Below are 19092 nucleotides of genomic sequence, written 5' to 3'. Positions count from 1 at the left end.
GTAAAAATTGTTTTTATAATGTTTTCTTACAAATCACAAACTGGATACAAAATTATAATTTTTAAATAAAAACAAATAGATAAATCGTAATAATAAGTAAAAAAAAAGATAGAAATAGATAAAGGGTATATTTTAAATTTTTATGTGATTTAATATTTTGTCAGATAAATTAGATATTACTAAATTAAAAAATGAATAAGCATCTTGGGTCAGAGGATATTAATATGGTGCGAATACTATTGATCAATATGGGTTTAATTTGTTTATGTTTTATAAACAATGCATATGCAACCTCTGATGAGTGGAGTCAGCGTTGGAAACCCTCAAGTAGCCGTTCCGCTGAAAACCTGGTCCAAGCAAACCTGATTGAGCTTAAGGAGTCAGATTATTATTCCGGATTAGGCAAAACCACGATCTACAGTACCTCTACAAGTTCTATCGGTACGGTCAATACCCCAACCAACAACATTAATGTCGATGGTTCCGGCAACACCGTAGACATCAAAAGTGAACTGTTGAATGAAGCCCCGGTCAGTTCGAATACCAGTCAAAATCAGCCGAAATGTCCTAACTTAAGTAATCAGAAGGGGGAGTCATCATGCTGAGTTCTCCCTTAAGCAGGAAAATGATATGCGGGGTGAGTGTTACAGTTCTTTTCAGCTCTTTGCTTACAGGCTGTACGGGCTTGGCGCCTTCCAATAAAAAGCCTGTCAAACTGGTACAAGGTCCACCGATTACCGATATTTTCACCCCTTTTGATATGGCCTTGTCCTGCCTGAAAGGGCAATTACGTAGTGATGTCAGTTTTTCTGTGGGCGCAATTCTCGACCAGACCGGTAAAGATGTAGTTACCAATGGCGGTAGCGGAAAAATGGTGACCCAAGGTGCGGGAGACATGGTGCAGTCCGCTCTGTTTCAGGCGGGCGTCAGTTTGATGAACCGGCGGGATCCCCGGATTATTGAAAGTGAGGCCAAATGGGGGATTCGTGACCCCAAGCAGATTCAGGCATCTGATTATTATGTTACCGGCAGTATTAACAGTCTGGATTTTATTCCAGGAGGTGGTTTTGACATGCAGATCGCAGGCGTTGGCCCGAACTATAGTCAAACCCGGATTATGGTTGGTCTGGATTTATCTCTTACCGATACACGCAGCAGTAGGGTCGTGGGCAATGTCTCGCTACAGAAACAGATTGCTGCACAGGATTATGGAATCGGTGCAGGTAGATTTGCCGGACGTACGCTATTAAATATTCAGATCGGAAAGGGAGAGCGGGAGGCTACCAATTTTGCCTTGCGCCAAATGCTGAATCTGGCAACTTTTGAGCTGCTTAGCCAGGTGGTACCGCCAGCAGTATTTGAAAGCTGTCGTGCACAGATACCGCCTGAATTCGGCCAATTGAACTTAACCCGCAGTTCTGTCGCTTTGCATAAATACAAGAAAAACCAGCAACAAAAAAATCCGGATTTGAATAGTGCGGCTCAAACATCAGTTCCGTCTCAAACGGAATCCTCGAATCAAAAAAATAAATCCACCAATACACCGAGTAAAGATACCAAGGCACCCAAAAACAAAGAGTCTGAAGTGATTCAGAATCCTGAAGCGGAGCCGGAAATGAGCAAAGAGGAGCTGATTAAATATATCGGCAAGACCAAGCGGTCATCTTCAACAGGCAAAGTGAATGACAAAAAAGATAGTCAAGAAAAAGCTGACAAAGAAAAAGACGAGGAGAAGTCATCCAGTTTATGGGATGTCAATCCAGAAGTTGTAGAAAATTACTGGTCCAGCTCTCAACGGGATTAACTGGTCAGTAACGACGGGCTCGCTCCCTTGATTAAAAAAAGTACCGGGCGAGAGGTACTTTAAAACAAAAGTAGGAAGAATAACGATGAATAACACGATCAAAACACTAGCTTTATCCGTCACGTTACTATCTGGCGCAGGTATGGCCTATGCAGCTGACGGTGATACAAATGTAGAGGTAAATAGTGGTTTACAGGCTACTTTGGACTCTATTTCCCAACAAGTAGAAAATGGCTCTGCGCTGAACCTGGCAGTGAATACTGCGGATGTTGATGCCAGTGTCACTTTAGATGCAACAGCGACTGCTACAAGAGAGGTTGCAGACGCGGTTGGTTCAATTGAGGGTAGTATTGAAACTACTGCGATGGGTGCTGCCAATACTGGTAGTATCAGTATCGAACAGGGTAACTTCAACAAGGTTGTATCAAACGTATCAGATGAAACGTCTAACTATGACTTCAGCGAAGCAACCAGTGCAATGAATAATTCTGAAACTCTAGAGGAGCTAACAGAAGTTGCGGATACTTCAGACGTCTCAGAAACTGTAAGTTCTTCACTAAGCACCAACTATAGTGAAGAAATTAACCAGACTTTAAGCAATTATAGTGTAGCGAACATTGCCTATAATGCAGGCGCTGTTAACGCCTCTGTAGATGTGCTTACAGGCGGAACAGAATCCTCTATCAACAATAGCATCAAAACGACTGCGATGGGTGCTGTGAACACCGGCAGTATCACTGTGACTGTGAAATAATTCCAATTTCACCTAGAACAGGGGGTCTAACTATTGGCAGATAGTTAGGCCTCTTTATTCTTATTCTATAGTAACACTAAAATAAATTGTTGTTTATTCATCGGATGGAAAAATTAATCTGTTCTAGGACAGCTTAATCCCTAGGCTAAGTTAAGTAGGATCCGGTTCATGGATCAGAAAACTGGAGCTAGCTTGATCAAGCTGAGTATAGTGAAAATGATGACCCAAATTTATAAAGTAGCAAACAAGTGCAAAGACCATATATAAAAAAAAGAGCGCCTCAGCGCCCTTTCAGAAATTTACTAGAAAACTTAGTCACGAACAAATTCAACTGTACCATTGGCTAAAGATTTCACGCGTGCGAGTGATTCGACACGGTAGCCTTTTTCAAGCAGCAGCTCACGACCTGGCTGGAATGATTTTTCAATCACGATACCAATACCGACCACTTCTGCATTTGCCTGATGAATCAGATCCGCCAATCCAAGTGCTGCCTGGCCATTAGCCAAGAAGTCATCGATTACTAAAACTTTATCAGTAGAGCTGATGTGTTTATTTGAAATCGCAATGGTGCTTTCAGTCTGTTTGGTAAATGAAAAGACTTTCGAGCGGTATAAATCATCTTTCAGGGTAAGAGACTGGTATTTACGTGCAAAGATTACAGGTACACCAAGTTCTAAACCTGCCATTACTGCAGGTGCAATACCTGATGCTTCAATCGTAATAATTTTGGTGATACCAGCATCCTTAAACAGACGGGCAAATTCTTGACCAATCTGCTGCATCATGACTGGGTCGATCTGATGGTTTAAGAAAGAATCTACTTTCAAAACTTCTTCAGAAAGAACGATGCCTTCGGCCAAGATTTTCTGTTCTAGTGCATGCACGGGAGAATCCTCAAGAGCAGGTGCTTTTTAAAGCAAAAGCGTATTGTAAAAAGCACCCGGAAAAAATCAAGCGAAATTCACCAAAAAATCTTAGTTGCTTGCACCTTTATAATCAGTTAACAGTAAACCATAAGAGGTTTTCTTGTCTACATGCGAAACTTTTACTGGAAGATAATCAAGTTTTGGTGCCAGCCAGAAAATGGTTTCACGACCTGGTTTGCTATGTTTCATCACCACTTTAATGGTATTGAAAGAACCATATTTGGTATTGACCGTCTCTGAACCCTGTTTTACGAACTTACGGCCTTCAACTTCTTTGGCATCGGCAATATAGTAATTGGCTTTCAGACCTGAGTTTTTCAGATCTTCACGAATCTGCAGTTCTGCATTCAGTTCATCCAGAACATCTGGTCTCCAGGCAAAAGAGCGCTTTTCGTCATCTTTTCTGGTACTGATAGTTTTGCTGGAAGGATTAAAATTAATACTCATGGTGTTGTTGTGCACCAGAATCTTACTGCTGCGACTGAAACTGCTAGAACCGATCTTGCCATTATTGAAGGTAAAACGGCTGGTTTCGGTTGCCGAGGCTACACCACCTGCTTTTGCTGCAAAAACATAAGTCCAGTTATTGCCAGATTTACTTAAAGTCCGTGTTGCAGAACCCATATTCTTGCCGTTATAGCTGAATTGATAACTGGCCTGGAAAGGAGTCATGGCAAAAGCCTGGCTAGAAATACCAGTGAACAGTATTGCACTGCCCAGACCCGTGGTCATCACTAAAGTTTTGAATACAGTCTTCGCCATCAGTTATTTTCCTATATTGGTTCAACGGGCAAAACATATTACTTCTTGCATCTTTATTATTTCGGTAAAAGATGGAAATTGGATGGATGTATCTGCCAAAAATGTATATTTCATGTAGTTTTATGGAACTTTTGTTCAAAAACTAGAGAGGGCACAATTTAAGAGGAATCTTTCTGTTTGATGGGTGTGATCCGGTTGTCGTCCATTTCGCTTTCATCCCAGTTCTCTTGCTGATCTTGAGAGAGTTTTCTAAACAGGGCTGCAAGATTGACATTGCCAATCACCACCAGTTCAGCTTCGCGAAGCACAGCGTGATTGACGTGGACTTTGCCCAAGGTATCAATGACAGAGCGGCTTTTGCCTAACCAGCGATTCAAATCTAGATAAAGCAGGTCATCGATAACTTTAATCACGCCCAGTTTTTCCAGGATCATGCCTAAGGGGTCTTTATTTAGGACACGTTGATAAAAGAACAGGCCAAAACGCACGCCCAGTTTATACAGTACATTTGGATATTTAGCTTCAATCAGCTGGGTATCACTAATCTGCTCGAACACGATTAACTGTGTGGTTTTATTCAGTTCCATCTGTACCAGTTTCAAATCAACCGATAAAGTAACAATCAGGCCTTTATAATCCAATGTTGCATACAAACGTAGCCAGTCATCATGCAAATCCGCATGTAAGTCTTTCAAGGCATCGACATTATCTGTCACAAAACGCTGAAAAGTTGCATTCAGGAAGACTTGCGATAAGGGAAATTCACGCTCATCTTCAATAAATCCTTCCGCCCTCTGGTACACTTGGCGGATTCGGTTGGAAATATTCGCAATTAGCGTTTGCATATTGAAGCGTCCTGGCAACTTTATTTTTAACACGGAATGTATCTTGTCGAATTGTATGAAAAATACAAGTATTCATGCTTGAAGTTTAGCAAAATAAATAGCACCATTTTTATAGTTTTAGTTATGTAACGTTGAAGATTTGATGGATTTGGCATTTTAAAAAGATAAATGTCCAATCTGTTTCTTTTTGGTCTTTAAAATACTTTTTTTGGGGAACTGAACTCAGCACTGAGTTTGGATAAATGTGAAAAAACGATGATACTCATGCCTCTGGTCAGAACTTGGTGGAAAGATCGAGTGTTCAGCAGTGCGGTGCTTGCCGCAGCCATTCTGCATTTGATCGTGCTGACACTGGAATTTGGTATGCCGCAAGATCTGGATACCAGCACCAAGGAAATCGCGGTCAGCTTGCGCCAGACTGATCAAAAAATTGAACATGCCGATTTTTTGGCCCAGACAGACCAGCAGGGTTCCGGTCAGTTTAGAGAGGCGCATCGCATGTCGAGTGATATGCCATCGCCATTCATGGAACAGCAGGCAGGCGAAGAGCTGCAAAAAAGTCTGGATATGCTGCAACAGCAACAACAGCTCAGTTTTGAAGAAAAAGTCCTGATGACCACTTTGAGCTGGCAAAAGCAGGCGGAGGAAAATCAGCGTAAAAAAATGCAGGAGCAATTACAAAGCCAGTTTCAGGCCAAAGCGGCCATGGTCGCCAGTCTGGAAGCGCAATATTTACAGCGTCAACAAAATTTCAGTCGTCAGCAAAAAATTAAGACTGTAGATGGTATTCAGGCCAAGCAGGATGTTTCGGCCGCCTATCTGGAAAAGTTCCGCGAGAAAGTGGAATTCTATGGGAACCGTTATTATCCGGAAGCCGCCAAACAACAGAATCTGGCAGGGGAAGTGCGGCTGATGGTAATCCTGAACCAGAATGGCGGAATTCGTGCCATTCGGCTGATTGACAGTTCGGGACATGCCATGCTGGACGAAGCAGCCAAAGCTTCCGTGCGTAAGGCAGCCCCATTTGGTGCTTTCGACAGTAAAATGAAAGAAATTTCCGAACTACGGGTGATTCGTACCTGGCGTTTTGACCCGGCAGAAGCGGAGTTTGAAGTGCGTTAAAGTTGATATTTACCAAGACCTCTCCCTAACCCACTCCTAATAAGGAGAGGGAGCTATATCTATAATGTTCAACAATCATAGGATTCTGATGAATATTCTCCCTCCATGTGGGAGGGAGTTAGAGGGAGGGCAACTTTAAATAAAAAAGCGAGCCTTGGCCCGCTTTTTTTATGAAGAAATTTTAGTTTTGTTCCAGATAAGGATTTTCAAAACCCAGCTTGGCCAAAATCTCGATTTCAATGCCTTCCATTTCTTCGGCATCTTCATCCGAGGTTTCATGGTCATATCCCATTAAATGCAAGGTGCCATGAACCAGCATATGGGTGAAATGCGTCAAGGGTACTTTTTGCTGTTCCAGCGCTTCCGCCAGTACTACAGGAATACAGATCACCAGATCGCCGATTGGAAATGCATCCAGAAACTGCGCCATTTCATCTGGAAGTTCACTCGGGAAAGACAGGACATTGGTCGGTTTGTCCTTGCCTCGATATTCCAGATTTAGTTTATGACTTTCGTCATTATCAACACAGGCAATTCCGATTTCGCAATTACTCTGAGTGCCGATATGACGTAAAGTGGTTTCTACAACTTTTTTAATATAGGCCCGCTTCAGTACCAGTTCAGGCGACTGAAAGTCCTGTTGCAAGGAAAGACTAAGTTTCAACACAAATCCTTAATTTTAAAGCTTAATGCTGTGCGTCTGCCGCAGCATCATTTTCAGCGATCAAGGCATCCTGACGTGCTTTTCGTTCGGCACGTGCTTCAGCACTTAAGCGCTGCTGTTCACTGTCCCAGCCTTCGTAGGCTTCGACAATTTTCTGTACCAGCTGATGACGTACCACATCACGCGAATGGAAGCGGGTGATATGAATTTCAGGAATTTTATCAATCACACGCAAGGCATGTGAAAGTCCCGATTGCTGACCACGTGGTAAATCCACCTGAGTTACGTCACCGGTAATCACGGCACGTGAACCAAAACCTAAACGGGTCAGGAACATTTTCATCTGTTCTGGGGTGGTGTTCTGCGCTTCATCCAGAATCACGAAAGAATGATTTAGAGTACGGCCACGCATATAGGCAAGGGGGGCCACTTCAATTACCTGACGTTCGATCAGCTTGGCCACTTTTTCAAAGCCAAGCATTTCATACAGCGCATCATACAATGGACGTAAATAAGGATCGATTTTCTGGGTTAAGTCCCCCGGCAAGAAACCAAGTTTTTCACCAGCTTCAACCGCAGGACGAACCAGCAAGATACGCTGGATTTCATTACGCTCCAGCATGTCCACGGCAGCCGCAACGGCGAGATAGGTTTTACCTGTACCGGCAGGGCCAATACCAAAAGAAATATCACTTTGCAGAATGCGCTGTACATAACGTTTCTGGTTGGCACCACGCGGATTGATCCGGCCTTTACGGGTTTGCAGCCAGACATTGTCCAGTCCCGTATGTTCCTGGTCATCCAGATCTTGCTGAAGCTCGCGATCAGTCTGACTGCCCTGAATCATCAAATGTAAAGTATCTGCACTAATTGGCTGAATATGTTCAGATTCCTCATGAAGACGCTGCAAGAGCATTTCAGCTCTCTCAACGGCATCGATTTCACCATCAACAATAAAACTCTCTCCACGATGAGAGATTTTAACGTCTAAACGTTGTTCAATTTGCTTCAAGTGACCGTTATAGGCGCCTAACATGGCTTGTATACGGTCCATTGAAATACCCGGAAAAGCTACTGTACGTCGGATCGCTGCAGTCAAGAGTGTTCCTTATGAAGTGTGCGTTATATGCTCTACATTACGCCACGTCAGGCTCAAGATTCAAGAGCTCACCATAAACTAAATTCAAAGTTTTAATTTCGGTAATTTCGATCTCGGCAAAGCGGCCGACCCACGTAGCATCACCAATAAAGTTAACATAACGGGTATTGTCTGCCGTACCGACCAGAATATTCGGATCTTTATCAGAAACTTTTTCGATGAGGACCCGCTGAATGGTCCCGAGCATGGCATCCGTCTTGTCAATGCTTGAACGCTTAATCCATTGCTGAACCTTGGCCAGACGTTCTTTTTTGATATTTTCAGATATTGTATCTTCGAGTTCTGCTGCCGGTGTGCCTGGACGTTTTGAATAGATAAAACTATAAGAATGGTCGAAATCCAGATCCTGAATAAACTGATAAGTCTCTTCAAAGTTTTCATCAGTTTCACCCGGAAAACCAATGATAAAGTCTGAAGATAAATGCATATCTGGGCGAACTGCACGTAACTTTTTAATCTTCTCGATATAGACATCAATCGTATGGTTGCGCTTCATCGCCTGAAGGACATCATTGGAACCGCTTTGTACCGGCAGATGCAGGTGTGAAACCATTTGTGGCAGGTCACGATAGCACTGGATCAGGTCGTCATTAAATTCGAGGGGATGCGAGGTGGTATAACGGATCCGGCCAATACCCGGAATGTCTGCAACCAAACGCAGCAAATCGGCAAAAGTACAGATATTGCCTTCGAAGGTTTCACCCCGGTAGCCATTTACGTTCTGACCCAAAAGCGAAATTTCACGCACGCCTTTTTCTGCCAGACCTGCAATTTCAGCCAGGACATCATCCAGTGGACGAGAAACTTCTTCACCACGCGTATACGGCACCACGCAGAAAGAACAGTATTTGGAACAGCCTTCCATGATCGAGACAAAAGCTTTATAGCCTTCAACACGCGGTTCTGGCAGAAAGTCGAATTTCTCGATATCGGGGAAGGAAATATCCACCAGTTTGATTTTTTCTTTTTTAGGCTTTTCAATCTGCTCAAAATGCTGGTCCAGCATTTGTGGTAAACGGTGCAGCGTTTGTGGACCAAAAATCATATCTACATAATTGGCACGTTTCTGGATGTTGTCGCCTTCCTGAGATGCCACACAGCCACCGACACCAATAATCAGGTCAGGATTTTTATCCTTTAGTTTGCGCCAGCGGCCCAGCTCGGAGAAGACTTTTTCCTGTGCCTTTTCACGGATCGAGCAGGTATTCATCAGCAGAATATCTGCTTCTTTAGGATCAGTGGTCAGCACATAGCCATGAGAATCGCCTAACAGGTCTGCCATACGGTGACTGTCGTACTCATTCATCTGACACCCTTGCGTTTCAATGTACAGTTTCTTGACTGAAGCATCGTTGGCTGGGGTGTGCGCTGGCTGGGTAACAGTGTTTTCTGAGGCAGCTGGGGCACCATTCGGAATGAAGGTTTGAACCGTCATGTAGGCTCCTACAAGGTAATACGTTGAAAGAGTGAACGAACAGCCTGAGTGAAGCATCAAACAGGTGAATAAAAATTCAATTCACGGACTAAAATCTTGGAAAGGCGCATATTTTAGCAGGAAAGTCGCTTAAACTTATAGACTAAATTAACTGGGGAAAAATATTGATTTATGGACAAAAATTGTCTGTACATTAATATTGCTGAATCATAAGGTTACATAACTGAACAATAGAGTTGGTTATAATATTCCAACTACCTCTTATGATATGCAACACAGGCTAGGCACAAAATCGATGATAGATAGAAGGCAAAGGGATGTTGAAACACACTAAAACTATGAATAAATACTATAAATTAATTACTTTAAGTGTGGCGTGTATCTGTTCAGCAAGTACACAGGCAGCAGAAGAACAATTTAATGATGCTTTGCGTGCAGCCAATGCAGGCAATACTGAACTGTTACAGCAATATCGTCTGTCCATGCAGAATGACGCCTTGGGCTATTATCCGGAATACTGGATTTTAAACCAGAATCTTGCCATGCAGCCTGTTAGCCAGATCATCAGTTTTGTGCAACGTTATCCTCAATCTGCCATGGCCGAAAAGCTGGCAGCGGATTATGTCGAAGAAAAAGTAAAAATGGCAGACTTTGGCAATGCTCAGCCGGTATTGCCTTATGTGACCAATGCGGACCCTGCCGAAGCCTGTGCAGTGGCACAAGTACGTGCCAAAAGTGGTGATCAGCTGGTTTATGCCGAGTTTAAAGATGTTTGGCTAACCACTAACAGTCAGCCAGAGTCTTGTACCGGTTTAGGCCGGATGATGCTTTCCAGTCCACTGATGACCACAGAGGACCGCCAGCAGCGACTCTGGGTTCAACTGCGTGCCGGACAGTCAGGGCAGGCGATTGCAACTGCACAAGGTATTGGTTTGAATCTCTCACTGGCTCAACTGAATTCGATTCAGGCCAATCCCACCAATTATTTATGGTCTGCGCCTAAAAGTACTGCAGCAGAGCATGCCTATCTGATTTATGCGCTGGGACGTCTGGCAGACAGTGATTTGGACTCGGCCTTGTCTATTGTAAAGCGGACTGCGGAAGGTACCCCTATACAGGTACAACGTGCCTTATACCGAACTGTAGGTTACATTGGTGGCACCACAGTCATGAAAAACAACTTCAATCATGAAGTGTTGAATGCCTTTGATGCCAGCTATGGTCTGCCATTTAGTCCGGAAGAGGCCGAAATTTATGCACGTCAGGCAATTCGTTTTGGTGCTTGGGAAAGCCTGATTCGTGCCATAGACAGTATGAGCGTCAATCAGAAGCAGGAGGACCGCTGGCAATACTGGTTGGCACGTGCTAGCGAACAGCGCTCGGATCGTGCATCAAAACAGGCAGCAGAAAGTATTTATCGCAAACTGGCAACGGGGGATGACTATCATAACCTTCTGGCACGCGACAGGCTAGGGCAGGTGACTGCAAGTACACCAAATCCGGTACAGCCTTCCAATCAGGCTATGCAACGCTTGAATCAGGATATTCATTTCCGCCGTGCTTTCACCTTACGTAATATCAGTGCACCGGATAACTACATTAATCGTGAATGGAACTGGGCAGTGCGCCAGGCTTATCTGAAAAAAGACGATGATCTGTTGCTGGCTGCGGCAAAACGTGCCATGGATATGGGCTGGTATGATCGGGCCATTTATGCTGCTGACCGCACCCTGAGCAAACATAACTACAATTATCGTTATCCAATGCCGCACCAGAACTACGTGGTCAGTCATAGCCGCAATGCCGGTATAGATCCGGCTTGGGCCTATGGCTTGATGCGTCAGGAAAGCCGTTTTAATACAACTGCACGTTCGCATGTGGGCGCGGGTGGTCTGATGCAGATTATGCCAGATACGGCCAAGCTCGTAGCGCGTCAAATGGGTGAAGCCTATAATCCGGCAGCACTTACCGATATGAATACCAATGTTCGTTACGGTACTTTCTATTTATCTACGATCCAGCGTCAGCTCAGTGATAATCCGGTTCTGGCAACCGCAGGCTATAATGCCGGTCCAAACCGTGCTCGCCGTTGGCAGCCCGAGTTTCAGGGAATGCCCGCAGATCAATATACGGAAAGTATTCCTTTACTCGAAACCCGAGATTATGTGAAACATGTTATGACCAATGCCACGCATTACGGTATTTTGTTAGGACAAGGAGCGCAGTCGGTGAGCAAGCGCATGCAGCTGATTCCATTGCGGAACACACAATAAGATTAAAATTATTGGGGGATAGTGATTTATTCATGAAAATAATGAAGGATCGTCAAGTCTGGACGGGATCGGCTGCGCTTGTAGTTTTGGCTGGCAGCTCGGCAGCATTTGCTGCACCGACAGAATATGTCATGGATGTACAAATGGTTCCGGCTTTCTGTAGTCTATATCCGGAATATGCCAAGAAACGAAAATGTCTGGAAGGTTATTCGCTGAGTATCTCCGGCTTGTATCCTCAGACCACCTCGCAAAACTGCACAACCCATAGTTCTGCGAAACTTTCACCACTTCAGGCCAAAGTGGTAGCCAGAATTATGCCAGATGACAATACCCGTGCCATTTTATGGCGCAATGTCGGTGGCTGTGTGCCGATGAATGCCAGTCAGTATTTCCGGACAATCATTAATTATGCAGACCGGCTAAAAGTGCCAGAGGAACTGACTGAACAGGAAAATATTACGATTTCTGTGGATACGTTGCGTGCTAAATTCCTGAAAATTAACCCGCAATTACCAAGCAATGCTTTGAGATTTAACTGCCAGCAGATACAGTCAGCCAGTGTACTCACTTCGATCAAAGTCTGTTACCGTTTTAATGGCAATTACAAGTCCTGTCCCGCGAACATTATTAATACATGTCCAAAAATTGTCACAATAAAAGGAACATACTGAGCTTTTTTGCCGATTTGATTTATATTTCCTATCAGACTTTAGATGAAATCCATCCTCTTTTATATGCATCTGCTCAAGGATTGGAGTACAATCTTTGCCGTTTATGATTATTAAGATTAGATAGAACAGCTATTTAATCTATTATGACGATCCTCTCAATTGGAGATAATTACATGAAGCAACCTGTTCGCGTTGCCGTTACTGGCGCTGCTGGTCAAATTGGTTACAGCCTATTATTCCGTATCGCTAGCGGTGAAATGCTTGGTAAAGACCAACCAGTTATTCTTCAATTATTAGAAATTCCTGTTGAGAAAGCTCAACAAGCGCTTAAAGGCGTAATGATGGAACTTGACGACTGTGCTTTCCCGCTATTGGCAGGCATGATCGGTACTGATGATCCTAAAGTTGCATTCAAAGATGCTGATTACGCGCTTCTAGTGGGTTCACGTCCACGTGGTCCAGGCATGGAACGTGCTGATCTTCTTAAAGTAAACGGTGAAATCTTCATCGGTCAAGGCCAGGCACTAAATGAAGTTGCTAGCCGTGACGTTAAAGTTCTTGTTGTAGGTAACCCTGCAAACACGAATGCTTACATCGCAATGAAATCTGCTCCAGATCTTCCAGCGAAAAACTTTACAGCAATGTTACGTCTTGACCACAACCGTGCGTTGACTCAACTTGCTCAGAAAGCTGGCGTTGCAGTTTCTGACATCCAAAATATGACTGTTTGGGGTAACCATTCTCCAACTATGTATGCTGACTACCGTTTTGCTAACGTAAACGGCGAAAGCTTGAAAGATAAAATCAACGATGCGGAATGGAACAAAGATGTATTCCTTCCAACCGTTGGTAAACGTGGTGCTGCGATCATCGAAGCACGTGGTCTGTCTTCTGCTGCTTCTGCTGCAAACGCTGCAATCGATCATATGCGCGATTGGGCTCTTGGCACAAACGGCGAATGGGTAACTATGGGTATTCCTTCTGACGGTTCTTATGGTATCCCTGAAGGCGTAATGTTCGGTTTCCCTGTAACTTGTGAAAATGGCGAGTACAAGATCGTTCAAGGTCTTGAAATCGACGAATTCAGCCGTGAGCGTATCAACTTCACGCTAAATGAGCTTGAAGAAGAACGTGCAGCAATTGCTGACATGGTTAAATAATTTAGTTTTTAACTAAGTTAGAAAAAAGCACTCCATCCGGAGTGCTTTTTTTTGCTCTTACGTTAATGAACAAAAAATAACAAGCTGTGAAGGAGAGACAACTGAGTTTTCGCCATGGGCAATCTAATGTAGAAACAAGATTCAAAATTAAAGAGAAAACGGAGGTTAGTCCGATGTTAGAGCAACGCCCCACCTTCGAACTTTTTTTTGAGCAGCTCGGACTGGATTCAAGCCCGGAAGCTATGGATGAATTCATTCGTACACATCAAATTGGCATGGATGTACCACTGCATAAAGCTCCTTTCTGGAGTAAATCACAGCATGACTTCTTGATCGGTCACTGGAAGAAAGATGATGACTGGGCCATTTTTGTGGATGTGTTGAATGAACAATTGCACATCGAAGCAGAAGGTTCAGGATCCTGTGATATTCCTGCTCATAAATCAACCTGATTCTAATTTGAACGCAATCACAATTTAACGCCACAATGGAGTCTACTCATGCTTATGGAACAACAATTAACTTTGGAATTGCTATTTGAACAGTTGGGCCTGCCTTCTGACGATGCCTCAATTACCGAGTTTACCCAAACTCACCAGTTGCCTTCTGAGGTCGCATTACCAGATGCAGAGTTTTGGAGTGAAGGGCAAAGTGCCTTCCTGCGTGAACATTGGCATCAAGATGATGAGTGGATTGTTGTTATTGATAAACTAAATCAGTTATTACACGTGGAAAGTGACAAGCAGAGTGCTTGAGCATGGTTATACAAAAAGACACAACAAACCTAGTCAAATGACTAGGTTTTTTTTGCCCTATCTTATAAGTTAGATCTATAAATAATTACAATTTATCTGATATAAGGAGGGCGCGATGCTCACAAAGAACCCACCATCCTTAGAACTTCTGTTTTCTCAGCTTGGTCTTGCCAATAGTCCTGCTGCTATTGAACTGTATATACGCACCCATCAACTGCCGGCGAGTCTCTCTTTACACGATGCGCCGTTTTGGAACAAAGCCCAACGCTCCTTATTGATTAGCCATCTGGTACAAGATGATGACTGGGCAATCTGGGTAGATGAGCTGAATCAGCAATTGCACATGGACGCTTATAGACGTCAGCCTGCATGATGACTATTCTCTTGCTTTTTTGTTTTTTCCAATAAGATCATATTGTTTCCATAAAAAAACGCCTCATGTGAGGCGTTTTTTGCAATGCTGCTTAATGCATTTTGCTTTTTAATATTTTGCTAAACCATTCATGCTGACGATAATCGTTAAAAGCAGGATGCTGCTGTAATAATTCCAGTTCAAACTCGGCAGTGGTGGTGTACTTACCTAACCAGTGGCGGGTCAGTGCCGGCTCATTTTTACTGGCACTGGCATAGGCCAGAAAGAAATAAATATCGCCATGCTCATAACGGGCCATCGGTTTTAGAATTTGCTGGGTAATCAGGGCAAAATGCGGCTCTTTGGTCAATTCAAAGAACATCATATAGGCCTTGGCCAGATGCAAAGATAGATTGATATACATGCTCAGCGGCATTTCCTCAAATTCGATCCGGCCTTGTTCCAGCAACACTACGGCTTCTTGCAGAAAATGTCGCTGTTCCTGACGCAATTCACTCAAAGTCACCAGTTGTAAACGAAGATCAGCACGTTCAAGCGTTAATTCTGGCGTATTGCCTTGCAAATACAATTGGTCAGTTTCACCCAGACGTTGAATAATCTGTTTGGTCGTTAATCCCATCAACGCAATCCTCATTTCTCAATAATGGCTATATGAGGCTCAAAATTAAAATTTAAAGCGTCAGGCCGTATTAGAGCAATGCCATATCACTTCTGAGCCAGGCGGTAATGGATAGACGTTGTTGCTTAGAGATCAAGACTTCATGTAATAGGTCGCTCTGGAACAACGCCATCCGGTTCGGCTGGGGCTGGATAATATGCCACTGGCTGTTTTTATCTTGTAGGCGCAGTTCACCTCCCCAGTCTGCCTGCCAATGTTCATGCAGATAATACACACTGGAAATCATCCGGCCATTTTTTCCTTGCGGATTGTCACGGTGCAGGGCATAGAACTCACCCGCGTTATAGCAAGCGAAATGTGCTTCGACATCTTTGATGCCTAAATAAAACGCGCGGTTTAAAACTTGAGAAAATTGTTGAAGAGTCTGGATGTGCAGGTGGGAAATTTGAAATTCAGGTTGTAACCAAAGAATATGATCACTACGGATATTGTTAACGACGCCATTTTGAATGGCTGCATTACGAAATTCGTTTAAGTGGCTTAAGCATTCTTGACTCACTGCATGTTGATATGCGCTAGAGTAAGCATCGTCAACAATACTAAAGCCATGTTGATCTAAATCGTCTAAGATTTGATCAACATTCCAATCCCCTGGGATGATAACAGCTTCCATCTTTTCAATTCTCGACAATAGGGTAAAAAAGGTTCGTTATTTTAGGGTAAGAATCGTGCCTGAACGAAACTATTTTTCATGTTAAAATAGATATTGATATTAGGAATTAATGAAACATGAATTACCGCCACTCTTACCACGCAGGCAACTTTGCCGATGTCATGAAGCACGTTTTATTGCTTCAGTTGTTGACTCGACTGAATGCAAAAGACAAACCTTATCGCTATGTAGATACACATGGTGGTGCAGGTAAATATGATTTGTCGACTGCCGAAGCGCAAAAATCAGGTGAGTTTTTGAACGGTATTCATCGTCTGGTTAAACTCGACGATTCGATCAAGCGTAATGCGCCTGAAGGTGTACAACAATACTTAAAGATTGTTGAAAACATGCGTGAAAACTTTGGTAAGGGTGCTTATCCTGGTTCGCCGTGGTTTGCCCTGGAAGGCATGCGTGAGATAGATAGGGCAACGATTTTCGAAATGCAGCGTGATGTGTTTCAGCAGCTTCGCCATAATATTTTTGACAAGCGTGCAGGTTTACATGAACGTGATGCGTACGAAGGTCTGTTAGCGGTCATTCCACCGAAAGAAAAACGTGGCCTGGTAATGATCGATCCGCCGTATGAGCTGGAGCGTAAAGATTTTCCGCAGTTGGTGGAATTGCTGGTTGCTGCTTATAAGAAATGGCCGACAGGTGTGTTCGCGGTTTGGTATCCAATTAAAGACCGTGCCATGATTGAACGTTTCGAGAAAAAGATGTTCAAGACCGGTATCCGTCGTCAATTGATTTGTGAAGTCTGTGTATGGCCGGATGATACGCCTGTCGGTTTGAATGGTTGTGGTTTACTGGTGATTAACCCACCTTGGAAATTTTCTGAAGATGCTGATGAAGCGCTACAATGGTTATTCCCGCATCTGCGCATGAGTGAAAATGGTGGTCATGCTGCAGTTCGCTGGTTAGTAGGCGAATAATTTTTTAAAGATCAGGTCATAGCTAGGATCGACAAGAATGACAAATATAAGCAAACCGGAACGTGATTCTTCAACTGAAGCGCCTTTTGATGGCATTACCTTTGAGGTGGAAGAAGAGGAACATACTCAGGAAGGGCAAAAAATTAAGCGTCGAGGCATCTATCTATGGCCGAACCTGATTACAACCGCCGCGTTGTTGGCAGGTTTTTACTCGATTATTGCCAGTATGAATGGCAATTTTCAGCAAGCTATTTATGCAATCTTTATTGCAGCATTACTGGATGGTCTAGATGGACGCGTGGCACGTGCTATTGGTGCACAAAGTCCATTCGGTGAGCAGTTTGACTCGCTTTCAGATATGTTGGCTTTTGGTGTGGCACCTGCCATCTTGATGTACAGCTGGGGCTTAAGCGATTTGGGGCGGATCGGTCTGGCAGCCTGTTTTGTTTATACTGCGTGTGCTGCGTTCCGTCTGGCACGTTTTAATGTGCAGATTGGTGTGGTTGATAAACGTTATTTTATTGGTGTCGCAAGTCCTCTGGCTGCCCTTATGATTGTGTCACTGGTCTGGGTTGGTCTGGATTTTCCAGAAATTTTTGATATTCGTGAACCCTCTCTTCAGGTTATCAATGCCGTGGTCATTATTGCGGTGGGGCTGTTGATGATTTCCAATATCAAATACTATTCATTTAAAACTGTAGAGCGTAAACGGGTACCATTTTTTGTGTTACCGATTGCGGTGTTTATCTTTGCAGCGATCACTTATAATATTCCTGTGGGGATTTTAGTAATCTCCATCATCTATGCCCTGTCTGGGTTTATTACTACCTTTATGGCAAAAAGACAGAGCGCCTTATAAAAATATAAAATAAGGAGTTTGAGATGCGGTTTCTTCAAGATTTTTTAGATCGTTCGAAACAGCTAAATCAGACTCCTGCTGTTTCACAGCACAATCTTGCCTATCATGGGCCAAACCAGAAATATAAAATTATTCATCAGGGTCTGATCCTTCCGGATCTGCCAGCACCGCTCCATTATCTGAATTTTCTGAGTATTATCGGACAACCTAATGCACCAATGCTGGCGAATCCGAGTGCTATTCAAACCAATGCACTAGACACAGTGACGGTAATCTGTAGTACCAGTCCGCATATGGCGGGGCACTTGAACCGTTATTCAGTCAAAAAAGATTGCAAATTTCAATATAGTCTTTTTCAGTTTTTAGACCGTGAAAAACTGACTGGTGATTTTCCGCATTTTCGCTTACAGCGTTTTGACTCGGAATTGAGCTTTGATCTCAGTATTCATACGACCAATCTGATTTCGCACTTTACCCAAATGCGCTTTGCTTTGGCCGATCATTGGTCTTTGCTTTGTTATTGTCAGGGCACTTTACATTATAAAGATCAGAAATATCTCATCGAAAGTTTGGGGAGCTTTGAGTTTGCGCGCAGTTTCAATTTTCCCTATCTACCTTTAGCTTTTTTAACTTATCAAATTATTAATCTGAAAGAGGGGCGGCAATTATTGCTGGTCCAAATTCGGGATGGTCTAAACAGTATTATTCAATCCAGGATATATCTGCGTGACCTGAAAAAAATGACCAACCAGATGCTCGACCAGAAAGTCTACTTTAAGGTGCATCGGGTTTATCCAAGTGTCATGACACCAAATGGGCAAAAAATGTATCTGCCACGTGAATTTGAATGGTGTTATGAAGATGACAAGGGCATGAAAATTTGGCTACAAGGACAAAGTCGGGGAGACTTCAAGTTTGGTCTCGCTGCTGGTTATGTAGGAAGCTTTAATTACCAAGTCAGCATTAATGGAGAAACTGAGCATGGGGAAGGGGGCTACTGTGAATATATAGATTGCCGGTCTTTACGTTTTCAAGAACAGAATAAAACTGAAAAACTGCTAGGTAATTTGTCCAATTCTGTCCCCATAATGCTAAAAAAATGAAAAAAGCATGGTTTTTGCAGAAAAAACAAACAGTCATTAGGTTTTTATTGAATTATTTCAAAAATGGGGTTGCAAGGGATGTGAAATGCTGTAGAATGCACATCCATCGGCGGTGATGAAGATTAAAACTTCTGATAAAACAGTGACTTAGTTAAAAT

21 protein-coding genes are annotated in these 19092 nt (G+C 43.3%); 13 read left to right on the top strand and 8 right to left on the bottom strand.

Going from position 1 to position 19092, the window contains the following annotated elements; all coding sequences use genetic code 11:
- Positions 1-227 precede the first annotated feature (227 nt).
- The 3 genes from H9629_RS14630 (at position 228) to H9629_RS14620 (ending at position 2558) form a co-directional block, all read left to right on the top strand.
- Positions 228-605, top strand: coding sequence for a hypothetical protein (locus H9629_RS14630; RefSeq protein ID WP_064095158.1), 378 nt, complete (start codon positions 228-230; stop codon positions 603-605).
- A gap of 20 nt (positions 606-625) precedes the next feature.
- Positions 626-1804 (top strand): CsgG/HfaB family protein, encoded by a 1179-nt coding sequence (locus tag H9629_RS14625; protein ID WP_404794106.1) that lies wholly within the window; start codon positions 626-628, stop codon positions 1802-1804.
- Between the two features lie 85 nt (positions 1805-1889).
- A complete protein-coding gene (locus H9629_RS14620; protein ID WP_064094498.1) occupies positions 1890-2558 on the top strand; it encodes a hypothetical protein in 669 nt (222 codons plus the stop codon).
- 311 nt (positions 2559-2869) lie between these two features.
- Here H9629_RS14620 and H9629_RS14615 read toward each other — a convergent pair whose 3' ends face one another.
- The 3 genes from H9629_RS14615 to H9629_RS14605 all read right to left on the bottom strand — a co-directional run bounded on the left by H9629_RS14615 (position 2870) and on the right by H9629_RS14605 (position 5094).
- Positions 2870-3445: a xanthine phosphoribosyltransferase gene (locus H9629_RS14615; RefSeq protein WP_064094497.1), complete on the bottom strand. Its 576-nt coding sequence runs from the start codon at positions 3443-3445 to the stop codon at positions 2870-2872.
- 90 nt (positions 3446-3535) lie between these two features.
- Positions 3536-4249, bottom strand: a complete 714-nt coding sequence (locus tag H9629_RS14610; protein WP_064094496.1) for a DUF3108 domain-containing protein — start codon at positions 4247-4249, stop codon at positions 3536-3538.
- Positions 4250-4407: 158 nt separating this feature from the next.
- Positions 4408-5094, bottom strand: coding sequence for a hypothetical protein (locus H9629_RS14605; RefSeq protein ID WP_191731379.1), 687 nt, complete (start codon positions 5092-5094; stop codon positions 4408-4410).
- A gap of 264 nt (positions 5095-5358) precedes the next feature.
- Between H9629_RS14605 and H9629_RS14600 the strand changes: the two genes are divergently transcribed.
- The gene (locus H9629_RS14600) at positions 5359-6216 is read left to right on the top strand and encodes an energy transducer TonB (protein WP_191731380.1); all 858 of its coding nucleotides are present in this window, start codon (positions 5359-5361) and stop codon (positions 6214-6216) included.
- Between the two features lie 181 nt (positions 6217-6397).
- On the opposite strand, the gene ybeY is transcribed toward H9629_RS14600, so the two are convergent.
- Genes ybeY through miaB form a run of 3 tightly spaced genes read right to left on the bottom strand, consistent with a single transcriptional unit; the run spans position 6398 to position 9474 of the window.
- Positions 6398-6880, bottom strand: coding sequence for an rRNA maturation RNase YbeY (gene ybeY, locus H9629_RS14595; RefSeq protein WP_005108631.1), 483 nt, complete (start codon positions 6878-6880; stop codon positions 6398-6400).
- Between the two features lie 22 nt (positions 6881-6902).
- Positions 6903-7979, bottom strand: a complete 1077-nt coding sequence (locus H9629_RS14590; RefSeq protein WP_064094493.1) for a PhoH family protein — start codon at positions 7977-7979, stop codon at positions 6903-6905.
- A gap of 37 nt (positions 7980-8016) precedes the next feature.
- Entirely contained in the window at positions 8017-9474 is a 1458-nt protein-coding gene (gene miaB, locus H9629_RS14585; protein ID WP_064094492.1) for a tRNA (N6-isopentenyl adenosine(37)-C2)-methylthiotransferase MiaB, read from the bottom strand.
- 338 nt (positions 9475-9812) lie between these two features.
- Here miaB and H9629_RS14580 point away from each other — a divergent pair, with 338 nt between their 5' ends.
- From H9629_RS14580 to H9629_RS14555, 6 genes are all read left to right on the top strand, one after another.
- Positions 9813-11747, top strand: a complete 1935-nt coding sequence (locus H9629_RS14580) for a lytic transglycosylase domain-containing protein (RefSeq protein WP_171254896.1) — start codon at positions 9813-9815, stop codon at positions 11745-11747.
- A 32-nt stretch (positions 11748-11779) separates the two neighbouring features.
- Entirely contained in the window at positions 11780-12418 is a 639-nt protein-coding gene (locus H9629_RS14575; RefSeq protein ID WP_064094490.1) for a ribonuclease T2 family protein, read from the top strand.
- A 173-nt stretch (positions 12419-12591) separates the two neighbouring features.
- On the top strand, positions 12592-13578 hold the full coding sequence (locus H9629_RS14570; protein ID WP_064094489.1) for a malate dehydrogenase: 987 nt from the start codon (positions 12592-12594) through the stop codon (positions 13576-13578).
- Positions 13579-13751: 173 nt separating this feature from the next.
- Positions 13752-14030: a DUF2789 family protein gene (locus H9629_RS14565; RefSeq protein ID WP_064094488.1), complete on the top strand. Its 279-nt coding sequence runs from the start codon at positions 13752-13754 to the stop codon at positions 14028-14030.
- 48 nt (positions 14031-14078) lie between these two features.
- The gene (locus H9629_RS14560) at positions 14079-14333 is read left to right on the top strand and encodes a DUF2789 family protein (RefSeq protein WP_064094487.1); all 255 of its coding nucleotides are present in this window, start codon (positions 14079-14081) and stop codon (positions 14331-14333) included.
- 115 nt (positions 14334-14448) lie between these two features.
- Positions 14449-14706 carry a DUF2789 family protein gene (locus tag H9629_RS14555; RefSeq protein ID WP_064094486.1) on the top strand — a complete coding sequence of 86 codons (258 nt, stop codon included), beginning with the start codon at positions 14449-14451 and terminating at the stop codon, positions 14704-14706.
- Positions 14707-14797: 91 nt separating this feature from the next.
- Here H9629_RS14555 and H9629_RS14550 read toward each other — a convergent pair whose 3' ends face one another.
- Together H9629_RS14550 and H9629_RS14545 are read right to left on the bottom strand one after the other, a co-directional pair.
- Positions 14798-15325, bottom strand: coding sequence for a hypothetical protein (locus H9629_RS14550; RefSeq protein WP_064094485.1), 528 nt, complete (start codon positions 15323-15325; stop codon positions 14798-14800).
- Positions 15326-15395: 70 nt separating this feature from the next.
- Entirely contained in the window at positions 15396-15998 is a 603-nt protein-coding gene (locus H9629_RS14545) for a 2OG-Fe(II) oxygenase (protein WP_064094484.1), read from the bottom strand.
- A gap of 116 nt (positions 15999-16114) precedes the next feature.
- Here H9629_RS14545 and H9629_RS14540 point away from each other — a divergent pair, with 116 nt between their 5' ends.
- The 3 genes from H9629_RS14540 to H9629_RS14530 are packed head-to-tail and all read left to right on the top strand — an operon-like array spanning position 16115 to position 18934.
- The gene (locus tag H9629_RS14540) at positions 16115-16972 is read left to right on the top strand and encodes a 23S rRNA (adenine(2030)-N(6))-methyltransferase RlmJ (RefSeq protein WP_064094483.1); all 858 of its coding nucleotides are present in this window, start codon (positions 16115-16117) and stop codon (positions 16970-16972) included.
- 37 nt (positions 16973-17009) lie between these two features.
- Positions 17010-17831, top strand: a complete 822-nt coding sequence (gene pssA / locus H9629_RS14535; protein ID WP_064094482.1) for a CDP-diacylglycerol--serine O-phosphatidyltransferase — start codon at positions 17010-17012, stop codon at positions 17829-17831.
- A 23-nt stretch (positions 17832-17854) separates the two neighbouring features.
- A complete protein-coding gene (locus tag H9629_RS14530; protein WP_064094481.1) occupies positions 17855-18934 on the top strand; it encodes a DUF6670 family protein in 1080 nt (359 codons plus the stop codon).
- Positions 18935-19092: the final 158 nt, after the last annotated feature.

This window comes from Acinetobacter pecorum, assembly GCF_014837015.1.
In the GTDB taxonomy this organism is placed as follows: Bacteria; Pseudomonadota; Gammaproteobacteria; order Pseudomonadales; family Moraxellaceae; genus Acinetobacter; species Acinetobacter pecorum.
Note: the sequence above shows the minus strand (reverse complement) of the source record. Positions and strands in the feature narration are given on the sequence as shown.